Consider the following 24,016-nt stretch of genomic DNA (forward strand, 5'->3'; position numbering starts at 1 on the left):
TGCGGCGGGGGAGGGAATTGATCTCCTTCCCCCGCCGCAAGGTGGGGGAAGGTCGGGATGGGGGCCCACCGCGACCACCCCCGCAAAGGCCGCGCCATGACCCTGACCACCCTGCCCGCCCGCGACCTGCCGCTCGACCCCAACGTGGCGCAGCGGCGGGCGTCCGACCCGCTGTCGTCGGTCTGGGTCGGCGCGTCCGCCGGCTCCGGCAAGACGAAGGTGCTGACCGACCGCGTGCTGCGCCTCATGCTGGCCGGCACGCCGCCCGCGCGTATCCTCTGCCTGACCTTCACCAAGGCGGCGGCGGCGGAGATGTCGATCCGCATCAACCGCACGCTGGGCATCTGGGCGACCCTGCCCGACGCCGATCTGGAAGACCGTCTCTACGACCTGTGCGGCGAGCGCCCCGGCGCGGAGACGCGCACCGCCGCCCGCCGCCTGTTCGCCCAGGTGGTGGACTGCCCCGGCGGCATGAAGATCCAGACGATCCACGCCTTCTGCCAGTCGCTGCTGCGCCGCTTCCCCCTGGAGGCCGGCCTCGCCCCGCATTTCGAGGTGATGGACGAGCGCACGGCCGCCGGCCTGCTGACCGAGTCGCGCGACGAGGTGCTGCACGCCGGTCGCGCGGCGCCCGAGACACCGCTCGGCAGGGCGATGGCCCGCCTGACCGCCGACCTGAACGCGGAGGAATTCGCCGACATCCTGGCCGAACTCGCCAACGAGCGCGGGCGCATTCAGCGCATTTTCGAGCGTTCCAAGGGCCTGGACGGTGCCGTCGCCGAGGTCTACCGTACGCTGAAGGTCGAGCCCGGCACGACCGAAGCCTCGATCCTGCACGAGGCCTGCTCCGACGCGTCCCTCGACGTGCCGACCCTGCGCGAGGCCTGCCGGGCGCTCGCCACCGGCACCAAGACGGACGAGGAGCGCGGCATCGGCATCCAGCAATGGCTGGACGCCGCCGAGACCCGCGTGAAGGCCTTCCACGCCTACACCCGCCTGTTCCTGACCGCCGAGGGCAGCCCGCGCAAGACCCTGATCACCAAGAAGCCGGCAACCGCCTACCCCGCCGCCCTGACCGCGCTGGAGCGCGAGGCGGAAAGGCTCGTTTCGCTGATGCAACGGGTGAAGTCGGCCGGCGTCGCCGCGTCGACGTCCGCCCTGCTCACCCTCGCCGAAGCCCTGCTGCGCGCCTATGAGGCGAAGAAGCAGGGGAAGGCGCTGCTCGACTACGACGACCTGATCCTGGCGGCCAACGCCCTGCTGCGCGGCAAGGATGGGGTGCCCGCCGTTCCCTGGGTGCTATTCAAGCTCGACGGCGGCCTCGACCACATCCTGATCGACGAGGCGCAGGACACCAACCCGGAGCAGTGGCAGGTCGTGGCCTCCATCGCCGAGGAGTTCTTCGCCGGCCTCAGCGCCCGTGAAACCGGCGTTCAAGACGGCGCCCCGGTCACCCGCACCGTCTTCGCGGTGGGCGACGAGAAGCAGTCGATCTTCAGCTTCCAGCGCGCCGACCCCGCCGAATTCGCGCGCATGCGCCGCCATTTCCAGACCCGCGCCAAGGCCGCCGAGAAGACGTGGCACGCGGTGGACCTGGACATCTCCTTCCGCTCCACCTCGGCCGTGCTCCAAGCGGTGGACGAGGTGTTCCGGCTGGACGCCGCCAAGGATGGTGTCGCTTCCGAAACGAACCCGGTGATCCGCCACCGCGCCTTCCGGCGCGGCCACGCCGGTCTGGTCGAGCTGTGGCCCCCGGTCAAGCCGGCCGAGGTCGCGGATCCGCCCGCCTGGGCGCCGCCGGTCGCCCGCGAGGCCGCCGATTCGCCCTCCGCGCGTCTGGCGTCGGTCATCGCCGACACGATCCGCGACTGGACCCAACGCGGCGAGACGCTGGAATCGCGCGGCCGGCCGATCCAGCCCGGCGACGTGATGGTTCTGGTCCGCCGCCGCACCGGCTTCGTCACGGAGCTGGTCCGTGCGCTGAAGGACCGCGCCGTGCCGGTGGCCGGCGTGGACCGCATGATCCTGACCGAACAGCTTGCGGTCATGGACCTGATGGCGCTGGCCGATTTCCTGCTGCTGCCCGAGGACGACCTGACGCTGGCCACGGTCCTGAAAGGCCCGCTGATCGGCCTGACCGAGGAGGAGCTGTTCGACCTCGCCCACAGCCGGCGCGGCACGCTGTGGCACGCGCTGGTGAAGAAGGCTGAGGAAAACCCCGCCTACCGCCCGGCCCGCCGTTACCTGGGCGACCAGCTCGGCCGTGCCGACTTCCGCGCGCCCTACGAGCTGTTCGCCGGCATCCTCGCCGCGCCCTGCCCGGCCGACACCCGGTCGGGCCGCCGCGCCATCCTGAAACGACTCGGCCCCGACGCGCAGGACCCGCTGGATGAGTTCCTGGCGGTTTGTCTCGCCTTCGAAAAGACCGAGCCGCCGTCGTTGCAGAACTTCCTTGCCTGGCTCGCCGCCAGCGAGGCGGAAATCAAGCGCGAGCTGGAGCAGGGCGGCGGGCGCGTGCGCATCATGACGGTGCACGGATCCAAGGGCTTGCAGGCCCCCATCGTCTTCCTGCCCGACACGCTGGGGTCCCCGACGCAAAGCCCGCCGATCCTGTGGCCGGACGAGGGCTGCGCCGTCCCCCTCTTCGCCGCCCGCCGGGGGCAGGAGGACGCGCTGTGCGCCGAGGCGCGCGGGCGCGCCAACCGCCGCCGCGACCAGGAATACCGCCGCCTGCTGTATGTCGCGCTGACCCGCGCGGAGGACCGGCTGTATGTCTGCGGCTATCAGGGCAAGCGCGAGCCGGCGGAAAGCTGCTGGTACAAGCTGGTCGAGGCGGCGATGCAGGAGGTCGGCGTCCCGCACGCCTTCGACTTCGCCGCGCTCTGCCCCGACGGCTGGGCCGGCGACGGCTGGCGCCTGTCCGAACCGCAGACCGCCGCGCCCAAGCCGGACGGCGCCGGCCATGGCCGCGTTCTCGGCACGCACGCCCCGGCACCCTGGCTGACCGCGCCGGCGCCGGTGGAGCCGGAGCCGTCCCGCCCCCTCACCCCCTCCCGCCCCGATGGGGACGAGCCGGCGGTGCGCTCCCCCCTGGGCGAGGACGACGGGGCGCGCTTCAAGCGCGGCATCCTCGTGCACCGGCTGTTGCAGTCCCTGCCCGATCTGGCGCCCGGCGCGCGGGAGGCCGCCTGCCGCCGCTTCCTCGCCCGCCCGGCGCACGATCTGCCGCCGGAACAGCAGGACGCGATCGCTTCCGAAACGATTGCCGTCCTGAACCATCCCGAGTTCGCCCGCCTGTTCGGCCCCAACTCCCGCGCCGAGGTGCCGGTGGTCGGCGTGGTGGAGGGGCGCGCTCTGTCCGGCCGGATCGACCGGCTGGTGGTGGACGGCGACACGGTGTGGATCGTGGACTACAAGACCAACCGCCCGCCGCCCCGCCGGGTGGAGGAGGTGCCCGCCGTCTATGTCCGCCAGATGGCCGCCTACCGGGGGGCGCTCGCCTCGGTCTATCCGGGCAAGGACGTGCGCTGCGTGCTGCTGTGGACGGACGGGCCGTTCCTGATGGAACTGCCGGGGGAACTTTTTCATGCGGGCGGGGTTTCGGGCACAGGCCAATCCCGCTGACCATAACCCCTCAACCACAAGGGCTTGCGTGGTGGCTTGACCGGGGAGGGGGGACGGCCCTACATTTTGCCCGAATTCCACAGACAGGGACGGGTTCGCCGCGAACCGGACACCAACCGACGGCGACACCCCTGAACCCAGGCAAGAGGTCACATGAGCGCCACCATCAAGGTCACCGACGACAGCTTCGAGCAGGATGTTCTGAAGGCGTCCGGGCCGGTTCTGGTCGATTTCTGGGCGGAGTGGTGCGGCCCCTGCAAGATGATCGCCCCGGCGCTGGACGACCTCGCGACCGAGTATCAGGGCAGGGTGACCGTTGCCAAGCTGAACATCGACGAGAACCCCAACACCCCGACCAAGTACGGCGTGCGCGGCATCCCGACGCTGATGCTGTTCAAGAACGGCAACGTCGCCGCCACCAAGATCGGCGCCCTGCCGAAGGGCGCGCTGTTCCAGTGGGTGGACGGCGCTCTCTCCTGACCGCCCCAGCGCTGAACCTGTCGAAAAGCCCCGCCCCACGGCGGGGCTTTTTGCGTTAAGCTGCCGGCGATGGCCTACCGTCTGCCGCCCCTCAACACCCTGCGCCTGTTCGAGGCCGCCGGCCGCCACCTCAGCTTCAAGGCGGCGGCGGAAGAGCTGCACCTGACCCCCAGTGCCGTCAGCCACGGCATCCAGACTCTGGAGGACTGGCTGGGGGTGGAACTGTTCCTGCGCGGCAACCGCAGCCTGTCGCTGACCCCCGCCGGATCGGCCTACCTTCCCCGCGTGCGGGACGCCCTGCACGGTCTGGCGCTCGCCACCGAAAGCGTGCCGGGCCGCGCGCCCAGCGGCCGGCTGTCGGTCAGCTCCGCCCCCACCTTCGCGGTCCGCTGGCTGATACCCCGCCTGCCCGCCTTTCGCGAGCGGCACCCGACCATCACCGTGGATCTCGACACGTCGCACCGCCCGGTGGAGTTCCCGCGCGACGGCATCGACTTCGGCATCCGCCTCGCCCACGGTCCCTGGCCGGACCTCGCCGCGCTGAAGCTGTTCGAGGAGGAGCTTGTCCCGGTCGCCGCGCCCGATGTCGCCGCCCGGATTTCCTCGCCCGCCGATCTCGCGGCGTTGCCGCTGCTGCACGTCGCCAACGTCTCGGACGACTGGAACGCCTGGGCCGAAGCCGCCGGCCTGCCGGCTTCGGCGCTTGGCGGGGGCCTTCGGTTCGACACCCTCCACATGGCGACGAACGCGGCGGCGCAAGGGCTCGGCGTCGCCATCGGGCGCCGCCCGACCATCGATCCGGACCTGGAGTCCGGCCGGCTGGTGGAGGTGCTCGGGCCGCGTGCGCGCGCCCGCGCCGCCTGGTGGCTGGTCTGCGCGCCGGACAGCCTGCAACGGCCGGAAGTCGCCGCCTTCCGCGCCTGGATGCGGGCGGAGTTCGGCGAGATCCGCTGACCCGCTTCGGGTGAAATCCGCTCATCCGACCGTGAGGAGGTCTCGTTTGCCGGGAGCCGCCCGGCGGGAGGATGCTGAACGCCGTTCGGACCCGTTGCCGGAGGCACCCCATGGCCGTTCTGGAATTTCCCCGCCGCGCGCCCCGCGTCGTGCCGTCCCTTCTCCAGCGCCTCGCCCACCTGTGGGAACTGCGCCGCGAACGCGCGCAATTGCTCTCCCTCACCGAGCGGGAGCTGAAGGACATCGGCCTCACCCGCTACGACGCGATGATGGAGGCGCGCCGGCCCTTCTGGAAGGATTAAAGCTCTTGCGGGACGGTGATGGTCACCGTGGTGCCGGCGCCGGGGGCGCTGTCCACCTGCATCCGGCCGGCCAGCGGCCCGGTCGCCGTGTTGAAGGCGATGGTCAGGCCAAGCCCCTTGTGCCCCCGCCCGCGCGCGGTCGTGTAAAAGGCGTCGGTCAGCTTGGGCAACTCGCGCTCCGGGATGCCGACGCCGGAGTCGCGGACGGTCAAGCGCCACGCCGGCTTGCCGTCCAGCGCGTCGCTGTCCACCGTCACCTCCACGACGCCGTCGCCCGAACCGGTGGGATAGGCGTGCGCCGCCGCGTTGGCGAACAGCTGGTGCAGCGCCCGTTCCAGATGGGCGCGGTAGCCGACCCAGGGGCGCGGGCCGTCCACATCGACGCGGATGAGGATGCCGGCGTCCGGCCGTTCCATGGCGAACATCGCCGCCGTCTGCTCGGCCAGTTCCAGAATGTCCAGCGTTTCCAGAGGTTCGGCGTGGTGGCAGGCGGCGATGGCGGTGAAGGCCTGGACCAGCCCCGCCGCGCGATCCAGGTTGCCGACCAGCAGGGCCGCCGGTTCCCTTAAGGACGCGGCCTCCGACTCGGCGAGTTCCTGCAAGTGGCTGGCCGCCGTCACGCAGATGCCGAGCGGCGTGTTGATCTCGTGCGCCAGCCCGGTCACCACCTGGGTGATGGCGCGGTGGCGGGCCAGTTCGGTCTCGGCGGCGCGGGTCCGGCGCTCCAAGTCCTCGCGCACCACCCGTTCCGACACGTCGCGGATCTTGCGGCTGAGTTCGCGCAGCAGCTTGGACATCAGGTCCGGCGCGCGCGTCATCACCTCCATGAACAGCGCGCGCTCCAACTCGAACACGCGCACCCGCGACGCGGCGACCACCGTGGCGGAACGCAGGCCGCCGTCGATCAGCGCCATCTCGCCGAAGCATTCGCCGGTCAGGCGGAAGCCGACCTCCACCGGGTTGCCGACCGCGTCGGCGCGCATCACCCGCACCGTGCCGTCCAGCAGGACGTAGAGCGCATCGGCCTCGTCGCCCTCGCGCATCAGAACCGTGCCCGTGGGCAACTCCAGCACGCGCCCGCGCGCCGCCACTGCCTCGCGCTCGTCGGGCGTGAAGGATTCGAACAGGGCGACCCCGTCGAGGACGCCGGGCGGGCTGGGCATGGAAAGGACCGTTTCCGAAGAGTTACCCCGCCAGCATAGCCCATCGCCCCACCCCACGGCGAGACGCCAGATGTCACCGATTTGTCCGACCGCGCGTGCGGAATCACCCAGCCAGACGCCGCACCGTCCGCTCCACCGACCCGACGTAGGATCCGCCGAACAGCCGCACATGCACCAGCAGCGGGTAGAGATTGTAGAGGTCCCGCCGCAGCTCGAAAAATCCCGGACGGATCGGCCGGATTTCCCCATAGCGGCGGAAAAACGCCTCGCTAAAGGTGCCGAACAGGGTGGTGAAGGCCAACTCGATCTCCGCATCCGCGTGATAGAGCGCCGGGTCGATGAAGGCCGCCACGCGTCCGCCACCCGCCAGCACGTTGCCGCCCCACAGGTCGCCGTGGATCAGCGACGGCGGCACCGGCTCCCCGATCAGGTCCGGCAGGCGCCCGGCCAGCCGCTCGATGCCCGCCATCAGGGCGGCGTCGATCCGCCCTTCCTCCAGCGCCTTGCGCGCCATGAACAGCAGCCGCCGGTCGCGGAAGAAGGTGATCCAGTCCGCATCCTCGTCGTTCGGCTGCGGCAACGGCCCGATCAGCGTGTCGCGGGGAAAGCCGTAAACATCCGCCCCGATGCCATGCAGCGCCGCAATCAGTTCCGCCGCATGCTCCTCGACGCGCGCCGTGATGCCACCGTCCGTGGCGATGTGGTCCATCACCAGCAGCCGGTCATCGGCGACATGCACCGCTGGCACCGGCAGGGAGGAGTTCGCCGCGAGGTACCGGAGCATGAAGCCTTCCGGCTCCAGCCCCGTCCCCGCCTTCGCCACCAACCGCCGCCCGTCGCCGAGCCGCACCGTCCACAGCACCGTGTTGTGCCCATCGGCCATCCGGTCGAGCGCCGCCACCGGACAGCTCAGCGCCCGCTCGATGCCGTCCCGGACGGACGCCGGGGTCACAGCCTCTCCCGCCGGATCGCCTCCAGCAGCCCCTTCGCCCCGGCCTCACAGAGGTTCAGAACCTCCGTGAAATGCGTGCCCTCGCCGTAATAGGGGTCCGGCACCTCGCGCTTCGCCGCCCCCGGCGCGTAGTCCAGGAACAGCTTGACGGTCGCCCTGCTCTCTTGCGTCACCATGCGCTGGAGTTGCGTCAAGTGCCCCCGGTCCATGGCGAGGATGTAGTCGAAGTCGGCGAAATCCCCCGCCGTCACCTTGCGGGCGCGCAGGTCCGACAGGTCCACGCCGCGCGCCTTGGCGGCGTTCTGGCTGCGCGGGTCGGGCGCCTCGCCGACGTGGTAACCGTGGGTGCCCGCCGAGTCGGTGGCGATTCGGTCCTCCAGCCCCGCTTGCCGGACCAGATGGCGGAACACACCTTCCGCGGTGGGCGACCGGCAGATGTTGCCCGTGCACACGAACAGGACCTTGACCATCCCCACTCCCTCGTCTTTCGTGCCAGTGTCTTTCGTTCCGGGTCAAAGAGCTATCATCCGCACCCCAACCCCGCCAGGGCGCCCATGCAGTTTACCACCCAACTGAAGCCGACCGACTCCATCGTCATCCTGACCGGGGCCGGCATCTCCAAGGAATCGGGCCTCGACACCTTCCGCTGCGCCGACGGCATCTGGGCCAAGGTGGATCTGGAGGACGTGGCGACCCCGGAGGGTTTCCAGCGCAATCCGGCCCTGGTCCATCAGTTCTACAACGACCGCCGCCGCGGCCTGCTCGCCCCGGCGATCCAGCCGAATCCGGCCCATGCCGCCCTGGTGGAGCTTGAACGCAACTGGCCCGGCGAGGTGCTGATCGTCACCCAGAACATCGACGACCTGCACGAGCGCGCCGGCTCCCAGAACCTGATCCACATGCACGGCGAGCTGCGGAAGGTCTTCTGCGCCCATTGCCGCACGGTGGAGCACTGGAACGGCGACCTGTCGGTGCACGACATCTGCCCGACCTGCACCCGCAAGGGCGGCATGCGCCCGGACGTCGTGTGGTTCGGCGAGATGCCCTACCAAATGGAGCGCATCTACCGCGCCCTGGGCGCCTGCGACCTGTTCGTGTCCATCGGCACGTCCGGCAACGTCTATCCGGCGGCCGGCTTCGTCGCCGAGGCGCGCTCAGCCGGCGCCTACACGGTGGAACTGAACCTGGAACCCTCGCTCGGCGCCACCCAGTTCGCCGAATCCATCCACGGCCCGGCAACCGAAGTCGTCCCGGCCTTCGTCAAAGACCTTCTCGCCCTGGCGTGATGGCCGAGCTTTCGGAGCTTCTGGAGCGGGCGCGCGCCTGCCGGCTGTGCGAGGCGCATCTGCCGCACGGCTGCCGGCCGGTCCTGCGCGGCTCCACCACCGCGCGCCTGCTGATTGTCGGGCAGGCGCCGGGGGCGCGGGTGCACGCCACGGGCATCCCCTGGAACGACCCGTCCGGCGACCGGCTGCGCCAATGGCTGGGCATGGACCGCGCCGCCTTCTACGACGAGTCCCGCATCGCCATCGTGCCCATGGGCCTGTGCTACCCCGGCACGGCGCCGAAAGGCGGCGACTATCCGCCGCGCCCGGAATGCGCGCCGCTGTGGCACCCGCCGCTCCGCGCCGCCCTGACCGGCGTGCGGCTGACCCTGCTGATCGGGCAGTACGCGCAGGCCCACTATCTCGGCGACCGCCGCCGGCGGACCATGACCGAGACCGTCGCCGCGTGGCGCGACTATCGGCCGGACTTTCTGCCCCTGCCGCACCCCAGCTGGCGCAACACCGCGTGGCTGAAGAAGAACCCGTGGTTCGAGGAAGAGCTGGTTCCTGCCCTGCGACGCCATGTGGCGGAGGCGTTGGACGGCTAATCCACCCGCTTCAGCAGGTAGAAGACGTAGCCATAGCTGTCCCCGAAGCGCCGATAGAGGTCGATTTCCGCCGCCGCCGCGTCCAGCACGGCGGTCCAGTCCGGATCGCCCGCGTGCCGCTGCCGATAGGCCGCGACGCGCTCCGACAGCGGGCCATAGTACTCGTCCCACCACGCCTCGGCCGGCAGGGCAAAGCTGTCCAGAACCGTGTATCCGGCGGCCTCCGCAGCGGTCCGGTTCTCCGCCTCGGTCCGCATCGCGGGATAGGCGGCGTCCCAGAAGGCCTTCGCCTCCCCCGGCCGATCCTTAGCTAACCAAGTTAGTTCAGTCAGCCCGACCAGCCCGCCGGGCTTCAGCAAACGGCGCCAGCGCCGCAGCCCCTCGTCGAAACCGGCGATGTAGATGGAGCCCTCCGCCCACAGCAGGTCGAAGCCGCCGTCCGCGAACCCGTCCAGCTCCAGCATGGAATGCTTGCGCACCGACATCCGGCGGCCGAGTCCCGCCTCGTCGATGCGGGCCTGGGCCTCGGCCAGGAAAGGTTCGTGGAGGTCGATGCCGGTCACGCGCCCGCCGGTGACGCGGCCCAGCATCATCAGCGACCGCCCCGGCCCGCAGCCGATGTCCAGCACCGCCGGATCGTCCGGCAAGCCATGGGGCCTCAAGCGACGGACGGCGTCCTGGGTGGCGGGGTCGGAGCCCGGCGCCTGCCTCGGCAACCCGTCGTGCAGGGCCAGAAAACGCTCCATTTCCGTCGCCACCGGCATTCACTCCATGCTTTCGATGCGATCCATGTCCTCGTCGGACAGGCCGAAATGGTGGCCGATCTCGTGGATGAGGACATGACGGACGATGGCGAAGAGATCTTCGCCCGTCTCGCACCAATAATCCAGGATGGGGCGGCGGTAGAGGAAGATCATGTCGGGGGTGCTGCGCACGTCCGCGACGCTCTGCCGCGTCAGGTCCACGCCCCGGTAGAGGCCCAGCAGGTCGAACGGGCTTTCCAGCTCCATCTCGCGCTCGGTCTCCTCGTCGGGGAAGTCCTCGACATGGATGATGACGTTGCCGACCGGGGCCAGAAGCTCACCCGGAATGGTCTCCAGCGCGTCCTCGGCCATGCGTTCGAGGTCGTCCATGGAGGGCGGAATGGTGTGGGAAGGTGCCGGTTTGCGGGTCATGACGGGAAAGGTAGCGACACTTGCCCGCGAGGCCAAGCGACGGTAAACCGGAATTCGCACTCAAACCATCGGGGAGGAAACAGGTCGATGTCGGACAAGCTGGTGGGCGCCAAGCGCCAGACGGCCCTGAAAGAACTGCACGGCTGGTCGGAGGTGCTGGAGCGCGACGCGATCCGCAAGACCTATCACTTCCCCAACTTCCCCGCCGCTTGGGGCTTCATGAGCCAGGTCGCCCTGTTGGCCGAGCGCGCCGACCACCATCCCGAATGGTTCAACGACATGGGCCGGGTGGAGGTGATCCTCTACACCCGCACCGTGGACGGCGTGACCCAGGCCGATGTGGACTTCGCCCACCGCCTGGACCAGATCGCGCCGGTTCACGACCGCTAAGATCAGCCTCCTGATCCTACTTCGTCGGCCACGCGGCGGCCGACCTCGTAGCAGTATTGGCTGGCTGGGCGGTGCCAGACCTCCACCCCGTCGTGCGCCTTCAGCGACGCGGCGGTCTGCGTCGTGGCACCGACCCAGCGCAGCGGCGCGTTACGCTTGGCGAATTGGATCAGCCCGTTGATCGTAGCCCCATCGGTGACCGCCGCATCGATTCCGGCCAGCGCGCAGGCCCAGGACGGCCGCCCGTTCTCCGCCGACAGGGAGACGAGGTCCACCGGCCCTTCCGGCAGCCGCGCGTAATGCAGCCGCGGCAACTCGCGGGAGGCCAGCCACTGCCCGACCACGGCGCTTTCCGCTAGCGCCGGCAGCACCGGATCGTCCGCCGCCACCGGCCCGAATAGCGCGGCGTAGAGGCACGGCGTCGTCAGGTGGATCTTGAAGGTGCGCATGCGCTGGAACCGCCCGCCTTCCGGGTGCACCCGCGCCATGCGGACGATCAGGAAGGATGCCTCCAGGTAATCGAGATAGCGGCGGATCGTGTTCTTGGCGATGCCGGCCCGCTCGGCAATGCCCTCAATGGACACCTCGCGCCCCGTGTTGCGGGCCAGCAGCAGCAGCAACGCGTTCAGCTCCGCCGTACCGCCGATGCTGGTCAGCCCCGGCAGGTCCTGGTGCAGCAGCGCTCCCAGCACCTCGGTCCGCAGCAGGCGCGCGGCATCCCCATGCGACCGCAGCAGCAGCGCCTCCGGAAAGCCACCGCCGTTGATGTAGTGCAGGAAGCGCGCGTTCAGCGCCGCCACGTCGTGCACCACATACATCGGCGTCCCCTTGCCGAAGAACATGGGCTCGATCAGGTCGCGCTCCGCCCCGGTCAAGCGCAGGTATTCGGCGAAAGTCAGCGGCGGAAGCACGAACTCCTCGCAGCCCGCCGGCACCTCCCGCCGCGCGCCCCCGCTGGAGACGGCGACGATCCGCGCATCCGGATGCGCGGCGGCGATGGCGGGCAATTGCTCCTCCCAGCCGCGCGCGTGGTGGATGGCGTCGAGCACGACCAACCCCGCCCCCGGCGCACGGCCGCGCAAGGCCACGACCAGCCGGTCAAGCGAAAGTCCCTGCACCGCCGGAGCGTCCAGCGCGGCGTAGGCGATGGCGTCGGCTGGTGTGCCGGTCTCCAGAAGACGCTGGATCGCCTGACGGATCAGCACCGTCTTGCCGACGCGCCGGGGACCGGCCAACACCAGCGGCGGAGCGCCCTCCGCTCGGCTGACCCGGCGCAGGAAGGTGTCGAAGAAGGCTCGGCGAGGCAGGGCCGCCATCTCGGCCTCCGGCGCGCCGCCATCCCGCCGTGAGCCGTCCCACCAGGGATTGTCGAGCGCCACGCGGCCCATCATCTCGGCTTCGGTCAGAATCCGCATGGCGTCCTGGCAAGATCAACTCAGTGATCTTATATAGCCCACACCAAATCCCTTACACAACAAGGGCTTTTACCATTCCTTTATGGCGGGGCACCATGATTGGGTCTGCGTGTAAAGGCGTTTGCCATGCGACCATGGTCTAAGCCATGGCGGCTTGCGCGCCATACGGCGCCGTGCAGAATGACGAGATTGTTCGCGCAAACGGGGATGTCCGCTTGACGCCTGGACTGATCGAACGAGACGAGGCCGCAACGTTGATCGAATCCGGACGGACGCTGCTCCTGGCCGGTGACGAGGCGTTGCTGACCGGCCTGCCGCGCGGCCGCTGGATCGCCGGCACCATCCCCTATTTCATGACCGAGACGGGCGGCGTGGCCAGTCGCGACCGCGTCTTCGCCGCCGCCCTGCCGGAGCCGGCGACCAGCCCGCTGATCCGCTTCTACGGCACCGAAGCGCTGTCCGGCATCGGCGCCAACACGCCGGAAAACGGCTTCACCGCCCTGATCATCCCCGCCTTTTCGGAACCGCACACCGCCTTCGCCCAGGGTGTGTTCAGCTTCGAGGGGGTCTTCAACGCACCGCTGGTCGGCTGGATCGCCGGCGTCGCGGCCGAGGATGTCGGCAAGCGCCCGCCAAAGGTGTTCAACGGCGCGACCGGCGAATCCTCCGCGACCATGGCGCTGGCCATGCACATGCCCCTGCCGGCCGGGCTGTCGGCAAAGGTCGGCATTGTCAACCCGTTCCGCCAGGGCGACGGCCCCGCCATCAGCTTCGCCGAGCGCAGCTTCACCGCGTCCGAATGCATGGTGGATGGGGAACCGGTCAATCTCGTCCGCTACATCCGTGAGCAGGGAATCGATCGGAAACTGCCGCTGGTCGCCGACTATTTCGGGACGCCGGTCAACGTCTCGATCGAAAGCATCGATGAGGCCGCGGGGCAGGTCCGCTTCTACGCGCCGGTGTTCCCCGGCATCGCCTACCGCTTCGCCGCCCCGCTCGACGATTACGACGCCGCCTTCCGCACGGCGGCGGCCGAGGCGTCGGGGGAGCCGGTCTTCGCCTGCAACTGCATCCGCAATTACCAGTACACCGGCTTTCCCGGCGCGCCGGTAGCGCCCTTCTCCGGACCGCTGACCTTCGGCGAGATTGCCTATGTGCTGGTGAATCAGACTCTGGTCTACCTGACCATCGACGGGATCACGCCACCGCCAAAGTGACCTTGGGCGCCGAAGTGACCTTGGGCGCCGAAGTGACCTTTAAAGCCACCCGCGCCGGCGGAAGTACCAGAGCGGCACGACCGCCGACAGTACCATCAGCACCAGCGCCATGGGATAGCCGAACTCCCAGTCCAGCTCCGGCATGTGGTGGAAGTTCATCCCGTAGGCCGAGGCGATCAGCGTCGGCGGCATCAGCGCGACCGCCACCACCGAGAAGATCTTGATGATGGCGTTCTGCTCGATGTTGATGAGGCCCAGCGTGGCGTCGAGCAGGAAGTTGGACTCATGCGCCAGGAACCCCGCATGCTCGTTCAGGGAGCGCAGGTCGCGCGTCAGGGTCTTCAGCGCGGCCTTCTGCTCCTTGCTCAGCCGCCCGGCGGTGACCGAGGTCAGGAACGCCACCAGCCGATCGAGCCCGGCGAGGCTGTCCCGCACCTTGTGCGTCAGGTCACCGGCGCGCCCGATGCCGCGCAGCACGTCCTGCAATTCGTCCGGCTTCTTGGCCGCCCGCCCGAAGCCCTTGCTGTCCAGCGATTCGTTGAAGACGCGCGCCGACAGCCCGTCGATGCGCGCACCGATCAGCTCCAGCACGTCGGCCAGCCGGTCGATGACCGCGTCGAGAAGGCCGAGCAGCGCGTCCTCCGCGCTCGCCAGCAGCTCCGGCTGGCGCCCGGTACGCGCCGCGAAGGTGGCGACGGAGCGCGGCTCGGAATAGCGCAGCGTGATGACGTGCCGGGGCGTCAGCACGAAGGTCAGCTCGCCCTGCTCCGGGTAGGGCGTGTCGGCCCGCACGATGACGGTGGCGGTCAGGTAGACCGCGTCGCCCTCGGTGTAGAGCTGGCTCGACGCCTCGATTTCCTTCATTTCCTCGCGCGTCGGTAGGTCGCAGCCGGTGGCCGCCCCCACATGCGCGCGCTCCGCCTCGTCCGGGCGCAGCAGATCGATCCACACCGTGCCCGGCGGCAGCGGATCGCCGACGCCGAGCGGCTGCTCGACGACCCGACCGCCGGTCCGGGCGTAGACGGTGATCATGCAACAGCTTCGGCCGGGACCGGAGCCCCAGCCGCGCGGCAGGCCGCCGTCAGCGTGTTCAGCATCAGGCAGGCGATGGTCATCGGCCCGACGCCGCCCGGCACCGGCGTGATGGCGCCCGCCACCTTGGCGCACTCATCATAGGCCACGTCGCCGACCAGCTTCGTCTTGCCCTCTTCGGCCGCCGGAATGCGGTTCATGCCGACGTCGATCACCACGGCACCCGGCTTGATCCAGTCGCCGCGCACCATCTCCGCCCGGCCAACCGCCGCCACGACGATGTCGGCGCGCCGGCATTCCTCGGCCAGATCCTTGGTGCGGGAATGGGCCATGGTCACCGTGCAGTCGGCCTGGAGCAGCAACTGCGCCATCGGCTTGCCGACGATGTTGGAACGGCCGATGACCAGCGCCCGCTTGCCCGACAGGTCACGGCCCAGCACGTCGCGGATCAGCAGCAGGCACCCCAGCGGCGTGCAGGGGATGGTGGCGCCGGGGCTGCCGGTCGCCAGCAGGCCGGCGTTGACGACGTGGAAGCCGTCGGCGTCCTTCTCCGGCGCGATGCGGGCCAGCACCTTCTGGGTGTCCATGTGCTTGGGCAGCGGCAGCTGCACCAGGATGCCGTGCACCGCCGGGTCGGCGTTCAGTGTGTCGATCAGGGCCAGCATGTCCGCCTCGGTCATGTCGGCGGACTTGTGATGGTCGAAGCTGTTCATGCCCAGCTCGACCAGGGCGCGTTCCTTGGAGCGGACATAGACCTGGCTGGCCGGGTCCTCGCCCACCAGCACGACGGCGAGGCCGGGGGTCACGCCATGGCTGGCCTTGAGGGCGGCCACGCCCTCGGCAACGCGCGACCGCAGCCCGGCCGCGAATGCCTTGCCGTCGATGATCTTGGCTTCAGCCATCGGAATTCTCCGTCTCCACAAGCGCCGGCAGGCGGCGCATCAACTCGGCCGGGTCACCGGCCACATGCACAATCTTGTTCCGGTCGGTGGCGCCGGCCACCACCGTCAGGCTGGTCTTGGGCAGTTTCCACGCCTTCGCCAGCAGCTTCACCACCGCCTCGTTCGCCTTGCCGTTTTCCGGCACGGCGGTGACCGAGACCTTCAGCACCTTGCCCCCGGGCGCCGTGTCGGCCAGCCCACCAATCGCGTTGCGCGACGCCTTGGGCGTCACGCGCAACGACAGCCGGACGCCGTCTGCGACGGGTTCGATCGCACCCGCCTTCGAATCCAGGGCCATCAGAAGCGCGGCCAGTATTCGGCCATCAGGTTGCGGATGAAGAAGATGATCAGGATCAGAACGATCGGCGAAATGTCGATGCCGCCCATGTTCGGGATGACCCGGCGGATCGGCCGCAGCACCGGCTCGGTGATCCGGTAGAGGAAGTCGCCGATCGCGTAGACCGCGCGGTTGCGCGTGTTGACGACGTTGAACGCCACCAGCCAGCTCAACACCGCCGATGCGATGAGCAGCCAGACGAAGAGGCTGAGAACGGTGTCGATCAGCAGGTACAGTGCAATCATGCCCGGCCCGTCCCATTTTGTTCCGATTTTGGGGCACCCTAATCACAAGCTTTGACGCCTGTCCAGTGCCGCGCGGAGGGTGCACCCACACCTCTTTCGCGCGAGCACGCTCATGCGAGCGAGAAGGCTTGACACGCCCCCCTGCCATGACCATTATCCCGCCCACGCCGGTGACGGTGTGTGGGGCCGTAGCTCAGCTGGGAGAGCGACGCGTTCGCAATGCGTAGGTCGGGAGTTCGATCCTCCTCGGCTCCACCAATTTCCCGGACGTAAAATGCGCAAGCGGCCTTTCGGCCGCTTTTTTGTTGCCCGCGTCGTTTGTTGCCCGCATTGCAGGTTGGGCCAACCAAAGGGCGGCCCAACAGCACATATGCGAAATATGCGAATTACCCCCGCGCCCGCAGGTACGGCGTCATGCGCCACTCCGCGTAGCGGATGGCGCGCGAGGCGAGGAAGTTCAGCAGCAGGTAGATCGTCCCCGCCACGATGAAGATCTCAAACACGGCGAAGGACTGTGCGATCACCTTGCGCGCGATGCCGGTGATCTCCAGCAGCGTGATGGTGCTGGCGAGCGAGCTGGCCTTGACCATCAGGATGATTTCGTTGCCGTAGGCCGGCAGCATCTGGCGGATGGCGACCGGCAGCACGATGCGGCGGAACACCAGCGTCCGCGACATGCCGCAGGCGCGCGCCGCCTCCACCTGCCCCAGCGGGACCGACAGGATGGCACCGCGCAGGATCTCGCTGGTGTAGGCCCCGGTGTTGAGGGTCAGCGCCAGGATGGCGCACCAGAAGGGCTCGCGCAGGAAGGGCCACAGGAAACTGTCGCGAACGAACGCAAACTGCCCAAGCCCGTAGTAGATGAGAAAAATCTGCACCAGCAGCGGCGTGCCGCGGAACACAAACACGTAGGCGGCCATCGCCCGCTCGGCGATTCGGTTGCCGGACAGGCGCAGCATCGCCACGGCGAAGGCCACGACCGCACCGAACAGCAGCGCCAGCCCGACCAGTTCCAGGGTCACCGGGACGCCGCCCAGCAGGGTCGGCACGCTGTCCCACATCAGTTCCCAATTCACCGGTTCAGGCCCTCCGCACGCCACGGCTGGCATAGCGCTCCGCCCGTTCGAACGCCGCCGTCGAAACGGTCGTCAGCACGAGGTAGAGGGCCGCCGCGGTGGTGTAGAACAGGAACGGCTGGCGGGTGGACCCCGCCGCCACATGCGCCACGCGCATGATCTCGGCCAGCGCCGTCACGGAAATCAGCGCCGTGTCCTTCAGCGTCAGCTGCCACACATTGCCGAGCCCCGGCAGCGCGTAGCGCAGCGTTTGCGGCACCAGGATGCGGCGCAGGATCAGCCAGCGGCTCATGCCGCAGGCGCGCGCCGCCTCGATCTGGCCCATGGGGACCGCCTGCACGGCGCCCCGGATCACCTCCGTCGAATAGGCGCCGGAGATCAGCCCCACCGCCAGCACGCCGATGGTGAAGGCGTTCAGCTCGATGTAGCCCTCGTAACCGAAGACGCCGGCCAAGGCCATGGCCATGCCGCCGCCGCCGAAGAACAGCAGGTAGATGACCAGCAGTTCCGGCACGCCGCGCACGACGGTGGTGTAGACCTCGGCAACGCCGTTCAGGATCAGGCTGTGGCTGAGCTTCGCCGCCGCCCCGGCCGAGCCGAAGAGGATGCCGAGCGCGAAGGACGACAGCGACACGGCGACGGTCATCGCCGCCCCCGACAGGAGTTGTCCGCCCCACCCGCCTGGACCGAATGAAAGAAGTTCGAACATGAGCACCGGGCGCCGTTCCCTCTCCCCATCGGGAAGGCCTTGCGAAAGGAGTGTGCTTCACCGTTCCCGTCATCCCCGCGCAGGCAGGGACCCAGGGCAACTCGGACACTCGCCGGAATGCCCTGGATTCCCGCTTTCGCGGGAATGACGGAGGAAGACAGCTTTCGCGAAGCCCCGAAGGAGCGAAGGGAAAACGTTACTTGATGGAGATGTCGTAGCCGAAGTGCTGCGTGCTCAGCTTCGTGATGGTGCCGTCCTTGTTGGCCTCAGCGATGGCCTTGTTGAACAGCTCCTTCAGGTCGCCATCGGCCTTGCGCAGGCCGACGCCCACGCCCTTGCCCAGCACGCCGCGCGCGAAGCCCGGACCGAACAGGGTCATGTCCTTGTTGGTCTTCACGATGGCCTCGGTCGCCGAACGGTCGCCGAAGATAGCGTCCACACGGCCGGCGGCCAGATCGATGCCGGCGTTGTCCAGCTTGTCGTAGGTGCGGACCGACACCTTCGGCAGGTGCTTCTCCATGAAGTTGGCCTGGATGGTGGAGGTCTGCACGCCCACCGTCTTGCCCTTCAGCGCCTCCGCCATCTTGTCGATGGCCGCCTTGTTGGCCGGGGCGTCGGCGGCGAGGTCGATGCGCTCCGCGTCGAACTTCACCTGCGCCAGCGGCGAGTTCTTCATGGTGCCGAACATCGACGGCTCGGTGCCGTAGGGGCCGGCGAAGGTGATGACCTTCTCGCGCTCGTCGGTGATCGACATGGCGGCCATGATGGCGTCGTACTTGCCCTGCTGCAGCGCCGGAATCATGCCGTCCCAATCCTGGGCGACGATCTCGCACTCGGCGTTCATCTTCTTGCAGAGTTCCTTGGCCAGATCGACCTCGAAGCCGATCAGCTTGCCCGACGGATCGGTGGCGTTCCACGGGGCGTAGGCGCCCTCGGTGGCGACGCGGACCTTCTTCCACTCCTTGGCCTCGGCAGCGCCGCCGGCGGCCGCCACGATGGCGCCGAGCGCCAGAGCCCCAATGATCTTCTTCGCCGCAACGATCTTCTTCACGGATCAACCTCCTCTGTTCGGATGGCCCTTGTTGCCGGGCCGGTCTTTGAACTTTGACGGGTTACAGTTTGGTCAAGCGGCTCCGGACAGGTGGCGCGACAGAAACTGCCGCACCCGCTCCGAATCGGGGTTCACCAGAACCTTGTCCGGCGGCCCCTGCTCCTCGATCCGGCCCTGGTGCAGGAACACCACCTCCGACGCGACCTCGCGGGCGAAGCCCATCTCGTGCGTCACCAGGATCATGGTGTTGCCCTCCTCCGCCAGCTGGCGGATGACCAGCAGCACCTCGCCCACCAGTTCGGGGTCGAGGGCGGAGGTCGGCTCGTCGAACAGCATGACCTTGGGCTGCATGGCCAGCGCCCGCGCGATGGCGGCGCGCTGCTGCTGCCCGCCCGACAGCTGGATCGGGTAGGACTCGGCCTTGGACAGGATGCCGACCTTGTCCAGAAGCATGCGGGCGCGGTCGATAGCCTCGGCCCTGGACACGCCCAGCACATGCACGGGCGCCTCGATGACGTTCTCCAGGATCGTCATGTGGGTCCAGAGGTTGAAGTTCTGGAACACCATGCCGAGGCGGGTGCGGATGCGGTCCACCTGCCGGACGTCGGCCGGAACGGTGCGTCCGCCGCGCCCCTTCTTCAGCCCGATGGCCTCGCCGCCGATGACGACGCGTCCCTCGTCGGGCACCTCCAGCATGTTGATGCAGCGCAGAAGCGTGCTCTTGCCCGAACCGGAGGAGCCGATCAGCGTGATGACGTCGCCTTCGCGCGCGGTCAGCGACACGCCTTTCAGGACTTCCAACTCTCCGAACCGTTTGTGCAAATCCTCGATGACGACGGCTTCGGGCGCGTTGGGGTTGGTGGGCGGATGTCGGTGCATGCGTCGCTGTCGGTGGGGGCCAATGGTGTGACCAATCATGGATTGAGCCACAGGCTAGACCGCCGGCCCGTCCCCCGCAACGCGGATTTTGCGCGACTACCCTGGGAAATCCTCATCCCTCACCAAAGGAAGAGGACCAGAAGTTGCGGTGACAGGATGCGCAGGCACATCACCAGCGGGTAGACGGTGGCGTAGGCCAGCGCCGGCGCTTCCGACGGGCTCATGGCGTTGGCGAAGGCCAGTGCCGGCGGGTCGGTCATGCTTCCCGACAGCAGGCCGCAGATGGTCAGGTAATTCAGCTTCTTCACCACGCGCGCGTAGAAGCCGACGATCAGCAGCGGCACCAGCGTCACCAGCACGCCGTAGCCCATCCAGGCCAGCCCGTCGCCGTGCACCAACGTTTCCAGGAACCGCCCGCCGGACAGGAAGCCGACCACGGCCAGGAACATCACGATGCCGATCTCGCGCAGGGCCAGATTGGCGGCCGGCGGCATGAACCACACCAGCGGCCCGATGTGCCCGATTCGCGCGAGCACGATGGCGGCGACCAGCGGCCCGCCGGCCAGCCCCAGCTTCAGCGGCGCCGGCATGCCCGGCACATACAGCGGGATGGAGCCGAGGATCACGCCCAGCAGGATGCCGATGAAGACCGGGATGAACTCCACCTGCTGCAGGCGCTTCTGCGAATTGCCGAGCAGCGGGGCGACCTTCTGCAAATCCGCCGGACGGCCGATGGCGGTGACGATGTCGCCGAACTGAAGATGCAGCGCCGGGTTCGGGACCAGCTCCACGCCCGCGCGGTTCACGCGGCTGACCACCACGCGGTGGGTGTCGGCCAGGTTCAGCTGCGCAATGGTCTTGCCCAGCACATGCTCGTTGGTGACGACCAGCCGGTCCCACCGCATGTCGGTGCCCTTGGTGGTCAGCGTCACGTCGGATTCCTGGCCCAGATAGGCCTTCATCTTCTCCAGCTTGGTGCGCGGCCCGACGAGGTGGAACACGTCGCCCGGCTGGATCGTGGTGTCCGGGTGCGGCACCTGAAGCCGTCCCTCGCGCAGCATGCGCGACGCCATCACGCCCAAGTCACCGAACAGATGGATGTCCTTCAGCGCGGTGCCGACCACCGCCGGGTTGCGCACGGCGACGTCCAGCGTCTCCAGATTCTCCACCTCCGCCTTGCGCTTCTTCTCGAACGCCTCGGCCTCGGCCACCGGGTCGATTCGGAAGACGAAGCGGACCAGCCCCATGGTGATGAGGATGCCCAGGATGCCGAACGGGTAGGCCACGGCGTAGCCCAGGCTGGGCGTGCTGATGTCGGCCTCGGACGCCCCGACCTCCTGCAAAATCTGCTGCGCCGCGCCCAGCGAGGGCGTGTTGGTGACCGCGCCCGAGAAGACGCCCAGCACGGCGGGCAGCGGAACGTCCGCGATCAGGTGGATCGCCGCCGCCGTCAGCACGCCCAGCAGCACCAGCGCCGCCGCCAGCAGGTTCAGCGTCAGGCCGGACCGCCGAAGCGCCGCGAAGAAGCCGGGTCCGACCTGGATGCCGATGGTGTAGACGAACAGGATCAGCCCGAATTCACGCAGGAAGTGCAGCACATGGTGGTCGAAATCGACGCCCACCTGCTTGGCGATGTGCCCGGCGGCGAGGCCGGCGAACAGAACGCCGCCGATGCCGAGCCCCACGCCCTTCACCTTGATCTGGCCAAAGGCCAGCCCCGCCGCCGCGATGGCGCTCAGCACCAGCATGAGGCGGGCGATGTCGGGCAGCCCATTGAACAGGTCGAGCAGCAGGGTCATGGGGCGTTTCCGGACTGTTTCGGTTCGCGCGTTCGTGGTTGCTATGAATGCCTGGACAAGCCGCCCGGAGCAACGGTCAACCCGGCCCAACCGATCCGTCCACCGCAGCCCATCAAAATTTCGCCACTTTCTTCGCATAGAAGGAACGCAGCCATTTTGGCACCTTAAGAAGCCATGGGACGTGACCCCCGCGATCCCACCTCTGCGACCACGGGCGCCAGCCCCACGGCGCCACCAGCCAGGCCCCGGCTGGTTCCGCGGCCGCCGCAAGAACCCCCTTGCGGCGGCCGTTTCTTTTGGAATCCGTTTCTTTTGGGCCTCCGGAATCCCTGTGCTATAGCTCCCTGCCCATTCATCGAGAGAGCGCGCCCCCGCCCATGCCCGTCTTCGCCGGTTCCGAGCTGACCTGCCTTCGCGGCGACCGGCTGGTCTTCACCGGGCTGGATTTCCGAATCGGGCCGGGGGAGGCGCTGGTCCTGCTCGGCCCCAACGGCAGCGGCAAGTCGAGCTTGCTGCGCGTCATGGCCGGCTTGCTGAAGCCCTTTCGCGGCCAGCTCTCCTGGGACGGCGTCCCGGTTCCCGACGATCCCGACGGCCATCGCGCGAAAATCCATTACGTCGGCCACCTTGACGCCGTGAAGCCGGTGTTGAGCGCGGTGGAGAACCTGACCTTCTGGGCCAATCTGGGCGGCGCCCCCGATCCGCGCGCCAGCGCCCTGGCCGCGCTCGACCGCCTAGGCGTGCCGCACATCGCCAACGTGCCGGGCCGTTATCTGTCGGCCGGGCAGAAGCGCCGCCTGAACCTCGCCCGCATCATCGCCGCCCCGGCCACCCTGTGGCTGCTGGACGAGCCGACCGTGGCGCTGGACCGCGCAGCAATCGCCCTGTTTGAGGGGATGATCGCCGAACACCGGGCGGCCGGCGGCATGGTGGCGCTGTCCACCCACACGGACATCGCAACCCCCGGCGCGCGCGACCTGCATCTGGACGACTTCACTCCCTACCACGACGAGCACGACGAAGACGACATGCATGAGGAGGACGCGGCATGACCCGCTTCCTGCGCCTTGTCGCGCGCGACCTGCGGCTGGCCCTGCGCCAGGGCTCCGACGCCACCATCGCCGTGATGTTCTTCGTCCTGTGCGTGGTCCTGTTCCCCTTCGGCGTCGGGCCGGAGCCCAACATCCTCGCCCGCATCGCGGCCGGCGTGATCTGGGTGGCGGCCCTGCTGGCCTCGCTGCTGTCGCTCGAACGCCTGTTCCAGAACGATTACGAGGACGGCTCGCTGGAGCTTCTGTCGCTCTCCACCCTGCCCATGGAGGCGGTGGTTCTGGCGAAGACGCTGGCCCACTGGCTGGTCACCGGCGTGCCGCTGATCGTCGCCGCCCCGTTGCTGGCGGTCCTGCTGAACATGGACGCGGAGGGCTTCGGCGTCCTGGTCCTGACCCTGTCGGTCGGCACCCCGATCCTCAGCCTGATCGGCAGCATCGGCGCTGCCCTGACGCTGGGCGCCCGGCGCGGCGGCGTGCTGCTGTCGCTGCTGATCCTGCCGCTTTACATCCCCGTGCTGATCTTCGGAGCCGGCGCCATCGATGCCGCGCTGAACGGCCTCACCCCGCGCCCGCACCTGCTGCTGCTGGGCGGCCTGCTGGCCGGCGCGCTTCCGCTGGCGCCGTGGGCGGGCGCTGCGGCGCTCAGGCAGGCGCTGGAGTAGGGGCGCCATGTCCCTGCCCGCGTCACTGCTGTCGCATTATCTGCCCGACCATCAGTTCGCCGAACGGCACCACATTCGGGTCGCGTCCACGGCGGCGCGGGTTCTGGACGCGGCTGTCGCCTTCGATCCGGCGGATGATCCCCTGGTTCGCCGCATCATGGCGGCTCGGGAGCTTCCAGCGCGGATCGCCGGTGTCTTCGGCGTCGAGATGACGACGGTGGATCAGCGCCCGTTCGGCATGGCCGACTTCGTGCCGCTCGGCCGCAATGGCGATCGCGAGGTCGCCTATGGGTTGGTGGGACGCTTCTGGCGGATGAATTTCGATCTCGTTCCCATGGCGGACGCGGCCGCCTTCGCCGCCTTCGATCAGCCGGGCGTCCCCAAGCTGGCGTTGAATTTTACGGCCACGCCGGAAAACGGCGCGATCCTCCTGGCGACGGAAACGCGGGTCTTTTGTCCGGACGCCCCGTCCCGGCGCCGTTTCGCGCCCTATTGGATGGTCATCCGGCCCTTCAGCGGCTTCATTCGCCGCCGTCTTCTGGCCGCGGTGAAACGAGCAGTGGAAGAAGCCCCCGCGCCCCGATCACGTTGAGCCTCGTTTGGTCTTTAGGCTGAGCCGCCCTGAAACCGCCACGCTTCGTGACGAAGATCAAGGCGAAACCCCTCGCGCTCTGGCATGTGTGCGCTT

26 protein-coding genes and 1 tRNA gene are annotated in these 24,016 nt (G+C 68.8%); 12 read left to right on the top strand and 15 right to left on the bottom strand.

Going from position 1 to position 24,016, the window contains the following annotated elements; genetic code table 11:
* The first annotated feature begins 96 nt into the window (after positions 1–96).
* The 4 genes from addA to J2852_RS03360 all read left to right on the top strand — a co-directional run bounded on the left by addA (position 97) and on the right by J2852_RS03360 (position 5,360).
* On the top strand, positions 97–3,624 hold the full coding sequence (gene addA / locus J2852_RS03345) for a double-strand break repair helicase AddA (RefSeq protein WP_209870939.1): 3,528 nt from the start codon (positions 97–99) through the stop codon (positions 3,622–3,624).
* A gap of 153 nt (positions 3,625–3,777) precedes the next feature.
* Positions 3,778–4,104, top strand: a complete 327-nt coding sequence (gene trxA, locus J2852_RS03350; RefSeq protein ID WP_209870942.1) for a thioredoxin TrxA — start codon at positions 3,778–3,780, stop codon at positions 4,102–4,104.
* A gap of 69 nt (positions 4,105–4,173) precedes the next feature.
* On the top strand, positions 4,174–5,058 hold the full coding sequence (gcvA, locus tag J2852_RS03355) for a transcriptional regulator GcvA (RefSeq protein ID WP_209870945.1): 885 nt from the start codon (positions 4,174–4,176) through the stop codon (positions 5,056–5,058).
* A gap of 110 nt (positions 5,059–5,168) precedes the next feature.
* Positions 5,169–5,360, top strand: coding sequence for a DUF1127 domain-containing protein (locus J2852_RS03360; protein ID WP_209870948.1), 192 nt, complete (start codon positions 5,169–5,171; stop codon positions 5,358–5,360).
* Here J2852_RS03360 and J2852_RS03365 read toward each other — a convergent pair.
* The 3 genes from J2852_RS03365 to J2852_RS03375 all read right to left on the bottom strand — a co-directional run bounded on the left by J2852_RS03365 (position 5,357) and on the right by J2852_RS03375 (position 7,945).
* Positions 5,357–6,523 (bottom strand): sensor histidine kinase, encoded by a 1,167-nt coding sequence (locus J2852_RS03365; protein WP_209870951.1) that lies wholly within the window; start codon positions 6,521–6,523, stop codon positions 5,357–5,359. The two genes, J2852_RS03360 and J2852_RS03365, sit on opposite strands and share 4 nt — an antisense overlap.
* Positions 6,524–6,626: 103 nt before the next feature.
* Complete coding sequence (locus tag J2852_RS03370; protein WP_343206673.1) at positions 6,627–7,475, bottom strand: fructosamine kinase family protein; 849 nt, start codon at positions 7,473–7,475, stop codon at positions 6,627–6,629.
* Positions 7,472–7,945, bottom strand: coding sequence for a low molecular weight protein-tyrosine-phosphatase (locus J2852_RS03375; protein WP_209870953.1), 474 nt, complete (start codon positions 7,943–7,945; stop codon positions 7,472–7,474). The genes J2852_RS03370 and J2852_RS03375 overlap by 4 nt, the downstream gene beginning before the upstream one ends.
* Before the next feature lie 84 nt (positions 7,946–8,029).
* On the opposite strand from J2852_RS03375, the gene cobB reads away from it, so the two are divergent.
* On the top strand, positions 8,030–8,761 hold the full coding sequence (gene cobB / locus J2852_RS03380; protein WP_209870956.1) for a Sir2 family NAD+-dependent deacetylase: 732 nt from the start codon (positions 8,030–8,032) through the stop codon (positions 8,759–8,761).
* A complete protein-coding gene (locus tag J2852_RS03385; RefSeq protein ID WP_209870958.1) occupies positions 8,761–9,348 on the top strand; it encodes a uracil-DNA glycosylase family protein in 588 nt (195 codons plus the stop codon). Before cobB ends, J2852_RS03385 begins: the two co-directional genes overlap by 1 nt.
* On the opposite strand, the gene J2852_RS03390 is transcribed toward J2852_RS03385, so the two are convergent.
* Positions 9,345–10,106: an SAM-dependent methyltransferase gene (locus J2852_RS03390; protein ID WP_209870960.1), complete on the bottom strand. Its 762-nt coding sequence runs from the start codon at positions 10,104–10,106 to the stop codon at positions 9,345–9,347. The genes J2852_RS03385 and J2852_RS03390 overlap by 4 nt on opposite strands.
* Positions 10,107–10,112: 6 nt before the next feature.
* The gene (locus tag J2852_RS03395; protein ID WP_209872066.1) at positions 10,113–10,463 is read right to left on the bottom strand and encodes a metallopeptidase family protein; all 351 of its coding nucleotides are present in this window, start codon (positions 10,461–10,463) and stop codon (positions 10,113–10,115) included.
* Positions 10,464–10,610: 147 nt separating this feature from the next.
* On the opposite strand from J2852_RS03395, the gene J2852_RS03400 reads away from it, so the two are divergent.
* Positions 10,611–10,913 (top strand): 4a-hydroxytetrahydrobiopterin dehydratase, encoded by a 303-nt coding sequence (locus tag J2852_RS03400; RefSeq protein WP_209870963.1) that lies wholly within the window; start codon positions 10,611–10,613, stop codon positions 10,911–10,913.
* A gap of 2 nt (positions 10,914–10,915) precedes the next feature.
* On the opposite strand, the gene J2852_RS03405 is transcribed toward J2852_RS03400, so the two are convergent.
* Entirely contained in the window at positions 10,916–12,328 is a 1,413-nt protein-coding gene (locus J2852_RS03405; protein ID WP_209870966.1) for an ATP-binding protein, read from the bottom strand.
* Between the two features lie 215 nt (positions 12,329–12,543).
* On the opposite strand from J2852_RS03405, the gene J2852_RS03410 reads away from it, so the two are divergent.
* Positions 12,544–13,545 (top strand): DUF6976 family protein, encoded by a 1,002-nt coding sequence (locus J2852_RS03410; RefSeq protein WP_209870969.1) that lies wholly within the window; start codon positions 12,544–12,546, stop codon positions 13,543–13,545.
* Between the two features lie 39 nt (positions 13,546–13,584).
* Here the strand turns inward: J2852_RS03410 and J2852_RS03415 are convergent, their stop codons facing one another.
* Genes J2852_RS03415 through J2852_RS03430 form a run of 4 tightly spaced genes read right to left on the bottom strand, consistent with a single transcriptional unit; the run spans position 13,585 to position 16,100 of the window.
* A complete protein-coding gene (locus J2852_RS03415; RefSeq protein ID WP_209870972.1) occupies positions 13,585–14,577 on the bottom strand; it encodes a magnesium transporter CorA family protein in 993 nt (330 codons plus the stop codon).
* Positions 14,574–15,479: a bifunctional methylenetetrahydrofolate dehydrogenase/methenyltetrahydrofolate cyclohydrolase FolD gene (gene folD, locus J2852_RS03420; protein ID WP_209870974.1), complete on the bottom strand. Its 906-nt coding sequence runs from the start codon at positions 15,477–15,479 to the stop codon at positions 14,574–14,576. Before folD ends, J2852_RS03415 begins: the two co-directional genes overlap by 4 nt.
* A complete protein-coding gene (locus J2852_RS03425) occupies positions 15,472–15,816 on the bottom strand; it encodes a DUF167 domain-containing protein (protein ID WP_209870977.1) in 345 nt (114 codons plus the stop codon). Before J2852_RS03425 ends, folD begins: the two co-directional genes overlap by 8 nt.
* A complete protein-coding gene (locus tag J2852_RS03430; protein ID WP_209870980.1) occupies positions 15,816–16,100 on the bottom strand; it encodes a YggT family protein in 285 nt (94 codons plus the stop codon). Before J2852_RS03430 ends, J2852_RS03425 begins: the two co-directional genes overlap by 1 nt.
* A gap of 182 nt (positions 16,101–16,282) precedes the next feature.
* On the opposite strand from J2852_RS03430, the gene J2852_RS03435 reads away from it, so the two are divergent.
* Positions 16,283–16,358 (top strand) — tRNA-Ala (locus tag J2852_RS03435).
* A 128-nt stretch (positions 16,359–16,486) separates the two neighbouring features.
* Here J2852_RS03435 and J2852_RS03440 read toward each other — a convergent pair.
* The 5 genes from J2852_RS03440 to J2852_RS03460 all read right to left on the bottom strand — a co-directional run bounded on the left by J2852_RS03440 (position 16,487) and on the right by J2852_RS03460 (position 21,614).
* Positions 16,487–17,176 carry an ABC transporter permease gene (locus tag J2852_RS03440; RefSeq protein WP_209870983.1) on the bottom strand — a complete coding sequence of 230 codons (690 nt, stop codon included), beginning with the start codon at positions 17,174–17,176 and terminating at the stop codon, positions 16,487–16,489.
* A gap of 4 nt (positions 17,177–17,180) precedes the next feature.
* Positions 17,181–17,885 carry an ABC transporter permease gene (locus tag J2852_RS03445; RefSeq protein WP_209870985.1) on the bottom strand — a complete coding sequence of 235 codons (705 nt, stop codon included), beginning with the start codon at positions 17,883–17,885 and terminating at the stop codon, positions 17,181–17,183.
* A 196-nt stretch (positions 17,886–18,081) separates the two neighbouring features.
* Positions 18,082–18,936 carry a lysine/arginine/ornithine ABC transporter substrate-binding protein gene (locus tag J2852_RS03450; RefSeq protein ID WP_343206674.1) on the bottom strand — a complete coding sequence of 285 codons (855 nt, stop codon included), beginning with the start codon at positions 18,934–18,936 and terminating at the stop codon, positions 18,082–18,084.
* Positions 18,937–19,008: 72 nt separating this feature from the next.
* Positions 19,009–19,815 carry an ABC transporter ATP-binding protein gene (locus tag J2852_RS03455; protein WP_209870989.1) on the bottom strand — a complete coding sequence of 269 codons (807 nt, stop codon included), beginning with the start codon at positions 19,813–19,815 and terminating at the stop codon, positions 19,009–19,011.
* 119 nt (positions 19,816–19,934) lie between these two features.
* Positions 19,935–21,614 (bottom strand): putative transporter, encoded by a 1,680-nt coding sequence (locus tag J2852_RS03460; protein ID WP_209870991.1) that lies wholly within the window; start codon positions 21,612–21,614, stop codon positions 19,935–19,937.
* Between the two features lie 377 nt (positions 21,615–21,991).
* Here J2852_RS03460 and ccmA point away from each other — a divergent pair, with 377 nt between their 5' ends.
* The 3 genes from ccmA to J2852_RS03475 are packed head-to-tail and all read left to right on the top strand — an operon-like array spanning position 21,992 to position 23,920.
* The gene (gene ccmA / locus J2852_RS03465; protein ID WP_209870994.1) at positions 21,992–22,666 is read left to right on the top strand and encodes a heme ABC exporter ATP-binding protein CcmA; all 675 of its coding nucleotides are present in this window, start codon (positions 21,992–21,994) and stop codon (positions 22,664–22,666) included.
* The gene (ccmB, locus tag J2852_RS03470; RefSeq protein ID WP_209870997.1) at positions 22,663–23,328 is read left to right on the top strand and encodes a heme exporter protein CcmB; all 666 of its coding nucleotides are present in this window, start codon (positions 22,663–22,665) and stop codon (positions 23,326–23,328) included. The genes ccmA and ccmB overlap by 4 nt, the downstream gene beginning before the upstream one ends.
* A 7-nt stretch (positions 23,329–23,335) precedes the next feature.
* Entirely contained in the window at positions 23,336–23,920 is a 585-nt protein-coding gene (locus tag J2852_RS03475) for a hypothetical protein (protein ID WP_209870999.1), read from the top strand.
* Positions 23,921–24,016: the final 96 nt, after the last annotated feature.

This window comes from Azospirillum soli, from assembly GCF_017876165.1.
Lineage (GTDB): Bacteria > Pseudomonadota > Alphaproteobacteria > Azospirillales > Azospirillaceae > Azospirillum > Azospirillum soli.

Bases quoted from the DNA above. Each gene is read 5' to 3' on its own strand.
- cobB (WP_209870956.1), top strand. From the start codon at position 8,030: ATGCAGTTTACCACCCAACTGAAGCCGACCGACTCCATCGTCATCCTG.
- gcvA (WP_209870945.1), top strand. From the start codon at position 4,174: ATGGCCTACCGTCTGCCGCCCCTCAACACCCTGCGCCTGTTCGAGGCC.
- J2852_RS03375 (WP_209870953.1), bottom strand. From the start codon at position 7,945: ATGGTCAAGGTCCTGTTCGTGTGCACGGGCAACATCTGCCGGTCGCCC.
- addA (WP_209870939.1), top strand. From the start codon at position 97: ATGACCCTGACCACCCTGCCCGCCCGCGACCTGCCGCTCGACCCCAAC.
- J2852_RS03460 (WP_209870991.1), bottom strand. From the start codon at position 21,614: ATGACCCTGCTGCTCGACCTGTTCAATGGGCTGCCCGACATCGCCCGC.
- J2852_RS03360 (WP_209870948.1), top strand. From the start codon at position 5,169: ATGGCCGTTCTGGAATTTCCCCGCCGCGCGCCCCGCGTCGTGCCGTCC.
- J2852_RS03365 (WP_209870951.1), bottom strand. From the start codon at position 6,523: ATGCCCAGCCCGCCCGGCGTCCTCGACGGGGTCGCCCTGTTCGAATCC.
- J2852_RS03475 (WP_209870999.1), top strand. From the start codon at position 23,336: ATGTCCCTGCCCGCGTCACTGCTGTCGCATTATCTGCCCGACCATCAG.
- J2852_RS03445 (WP_209870985.1), bottom strand. From the start codon at position 17,885: ATGTTCGAACTTCTTTCATTCGGTCCAGGCGGGTGGGGCGGACAACTC.
- J2852_RS03415 (WP_209870972.1), bottom strand. From the start codon at position 14,577: ATGATCACCGTCTACGCCCGGACCGGCGGTCGGGTCGTCGAGCAGCCG.
- J2852_RS03395 (WP_209872066.1), bottom strand. From the start codon at position 10,463: ATGGCCGAGGACGCGCTGGAGACCATTCCGGGTGAGCTTCTGGCCCCG.
- J2852_RS03425 (WP_209870977.1), bottom strand. From the start codon at position 15,816: ATGGCCCTGGATTCGAAGGCGGGTGCGATCGAACCCGTCGCAGACGGC.
- J2852_RS03385 (WP_209870958.1), top strand. From the start codon at position 8,761: ATGGCCGAGCTTTCGGAGCTTCTGGAGCGGGCGCGCGCCTGCCGGCTG.
- J2852_RS03430 (WP_209870980.1), bottom strand. From the start codon at position 16,100: ATGATTGCACTGTACCTGCTGATCGACACCGTTCTCAGCCTCTTCGTC.
- folD (WP_209870974.1), bottom strand. From the start codon at position 15,479: ATGGCTGAAGCCAAGATCATCGACGGCAAGGCATTCGCGGCCGGGCTG.
- J2852_RS03400 (WP_209870963.1), top strand. From the start codon at position 10,611: ATGTCGGACAAGCTGGTGGGCGCCAAGCGCCAGACGGCCCTGAAAGAA.
- J2852_RS03405 (WP_209870966.1), bottom strand. From the start codon at position 12,328: ATGCGGATTCTGACCGAAGCCGAGATGATGGGCCGCGTGGCGCTCGAC.
- ccmB (WP_209870997.1), top strand. From the start codon at position 22,663: ATGACCCGCTTCCTGCGCCTTGTCGCGCGCGACCTGCGGCTGGCCCTG.
- trxA (WP_209870942.1), top strand. From the start codon at position 3,778: ATGAGCGCCACCATCAAGGTCACCGACGACAGCTTCGAGCAGGATGTT.
- ccmA (WP_209870994.1), top strand. From the start codon at position 21,992: ATGCCCGTCTTCGCCGGTTCCGAGCTGACCTGCCTTCGCGGCGACCGG.
- J2852_RS03455 (WP_209870989.1), bottom strand. From the start codon at position 19,815: ATGCACCGACATCCGCCCACCAACCCCAACGCGCCCGAAGCCGTCGTC.